This window comes from Marinobacter sp. (assembly GCF_041686475.1).
GTDB lineage: Bacteria > Pseudomonadota > Gammaproteobacteria > Pseudomonadales > Oleiphilaceae > Marinobacter.
Genome location: NZ_JAWLDU010000078.1, coordinates 1 through 2537, shown reverse-complemented (window position 1 = coordinate 2537; position 2537 = coordinate 1). Strand labels below are relative to the sequence as shown.

At 53.1% G+C, this 2537-nt stretch carries 3 protein-coding genes; 2 read left to right on the top strand and 1 reads right to left on the bottom strand.

Annotated elements, in window-relative coordinates:
• Positions 1-183: 183 nt before the first annotated feature.
• Both ACESMB_RS13570 and ACESMB_RS13565 read left to right on the top strand, forming a co-directional pair.
• Complete coding sequence (locus tag ACESMB_RS13570) at positions 184-585, top strand: antitoxin Xre-like helix-turn-helix domain-containing protein (protein ID WP_372971812.1); 402 nt, start codon at positions 184-186, stop codon at positions 583-585.
• The gene (locus tag ACESMB_RS13565) at positions 582-1271 is read left to right on the top strand and encodes an RES family NAD+ phosphorylase (protein ID WP_372971811.1); all 690 of its coding nucleotides are present in this window, start codon (positions 582-584) and stop codon (positions 1269-1271) included. Before ACESMB_RS13570 ends, ACESMB_RS13565 begins: the two co-directional genes overlap by 4 nt.
• 69 nt (positions 1272-1340) lie before the next feature.
• On the opposite strand, the gene ACESMB_RS13560 is transcribed toward ACESMB_RS13565, so the two are convergent.
• A partial coding sequence (locus tag ACESMB_RS13560) for an acetyl-CoA carboxylase biotin carboxylase subunit family protein (RefSeq protein ID WP_372971810.1) occupies positions 1341-2537 on the bottom strand: 1197 nt, incomplete at its 5' end.

The following is a 2537-nucleotide window of genomic DNA, read 5'->3' as shown; positions in this document are numbered from 1 at the left end:
ATCCTGATCGATTCTTCGGATTCGTTCCTCGCGGAAACAGAATGTGAGCACAAAACCCTGGCTGAACTGGCCGAAGAACACGTGGAATGAGCAATTCGCAAATTTTCTATGTGTAGACTAATTACTTAAAATAGTATACGCTGATACTTTACTGATTCAGGTGATGACCAGGTGGTATCGGCTATGAGCCAGGCACAAAAACTTCAGCCCCTTGAGAAAAGCAGAGCCCCGGGCGTTGGCCTGAAAACCGTGTTCATCATTCTGGACCGCTGGGGCTGCACTGCGGAGCAGATACAGAATATCCTGCAGATATCGCGCCCGGCGTATTATAAGTACCGCAAGAACCCGGAGCAGGCGAACCTGACCCATGACCAGATCGAACGGCTCAGTTACCTTTTGAATATCCATGGGTGCCTGAGGATGATCTTCGACAATCCCAAGAACGTTTACGGCTTCATGTCCCTTGAAAACGATAACCCCTACTTCAATGGCAAAAGCCCGCTGGAAATTATCAGTTCAGGCCAGTTTGCAGCACTCTATGAGACCTTCAGGCGTATTGACGTGCTGCGCGGGGGCCTGTGGTGAGCCGGGAATTACCTCCGGTCATCAAACCGAGCATTACCGGGTATCGGCTGATCAACTCGAAGTTTCCGCCTATCAGCCTGTTTGATGATGTCGCGGATGCAGATGACTTCGATGCCCTCTATGAGCTGCAGGCCATGACCAACCCGCGCCTGCAGACAGAAGTGGGTAACCTCAACCTGGTACGCAAGGAAGACATCCCCTTTGGAATTCCCGGGTGCTCTTATGCCACAGGCCCGTTCACCCATGTAAACCCCGAAGGCAGCCGCTTCAGTGATGGCCAGTACGGAGTGCTTTACATGGGAGAGAGCATGGATGTAGCCATTGCTGAAGTTGCCTACCATCAGTCGCGCTACTGGCAGAGCGTTCACGGCCTGGACTATGACAGGCTCGTTTTCCGCGGGCTGAAATGCAGAGTAGGGCAGACAGAACTCCACGATGCCACGACCATTGCCTTTGAAGACCCGATTTACGACCCTGAAAGTTATACTGCCTCACGGGTTTTCGGGCGCCAGCTTTACCAGGCAGGTTCAGAGGGGCTGCAATATCATTCGGTCAGGAAGCCCGGCTCAACATGCTGGGGGCTTTTCTCGCCCAGGCATATCTGCAGCATCGTTCAGAGCGCGCACTTGGAGTTTATCTGGAATGGGAAGGAAATCAGTGCTGTGAACAGATTCACACGGGCATAATATCCCGATGTCGGCTCGTCCATGATCCCGGAGTTGTGAAGCCCGGAACCATGGCGTAATCACAGGCCTCTAGACGTAGAAGTCCAGATCCTCCTGAACTTTCAGCAGGTCCCGCATCTTGATGGGATCATCACCAAAGAAGAACACGAGGCCCCAATGGGTTCCGAAGGCAGACCGGTCAGGCACTGTCTCTTCGGTTGGCGCGACCAGTTCATGTGACTCGAAATACGGGTGGTCAACGCACTCTGGAGGCAATTGCAGCTTGCTGACCACACGACGCCTCGGATATACACCGAAGCAGCCTGCGTAACCTTTCGCGTCGACTACTTCCTTGGGGAAGAATTTATCAACTTCTTCCGGGGTGCTTTTCGGATCGAATACCAGCATGGAAGCCTGGTATGCGTTGAATCCATAGGCTCTTTCGATAAGCTCGAAAGCTTTGAACCCGGGCGGACGATAGGCCACTTCGCCAAAGTACATTTCGCCGTCAGCGGTGACGAAGTACTCTGGGTGAATCAACCCGAACTTGATCTCGAAGGTTTTGATCAGCAGTTCAATCTGCTTGGTGATCGCGTTACGCCAGCTTTCGAGTTGCTCGGTCGCGGGTACGAATACCGAATAGCCCAGCGTTACGTACTCAGAGATGTTGAGGAACTTGATCTTGCCGTCGTGAATCCAGGCCTCGACCGCAAACTCCCAGCCACTGAGGTGGCTTTCCATCAGCAGGGGATATTCCTCTGCAGGTATGTTGTCGATTTCCTCCAGCGTACGGATCATTCGATGGCCAAGACAACCAGCCTTGTCGAACGCCTTGACATGAATCGGGTCATCCGGGTCCCCGTCAAGTTTTAGCAGTGTCTGGTTAACGCGCTTCATGAAGCGGACAATGTCTTCTTTTTCATGAGCTTCTTCGAAAATACCGACACGAATACCGCCAAGCTGGGCACGACGCTTCATCAGGGCCTTGTCGCGGAACAGGATGGATTGTCCATACATGCGCGGGCTGTCCAGAAGGACAGAGTTGATGGCGCCGGACCATTCCACGGTTTCCTCGAATAGCGGTATGGCGACATCGACACCCTCCGCCTTCAGCCTCTCGGCGATCTCCAGGGACCGGTCATTGAGACGGATAAAATCCCACGGGATGAAAGGTATCTTGTTTACTTCACAGAAATCTTCAGCCCATTCCGGAGCAACCACAATGTAGCGGCGGTCGAACTTTTGCGCGGCCTTGATTGCATTGACGCTCCAACCAAGCAGGGCAAT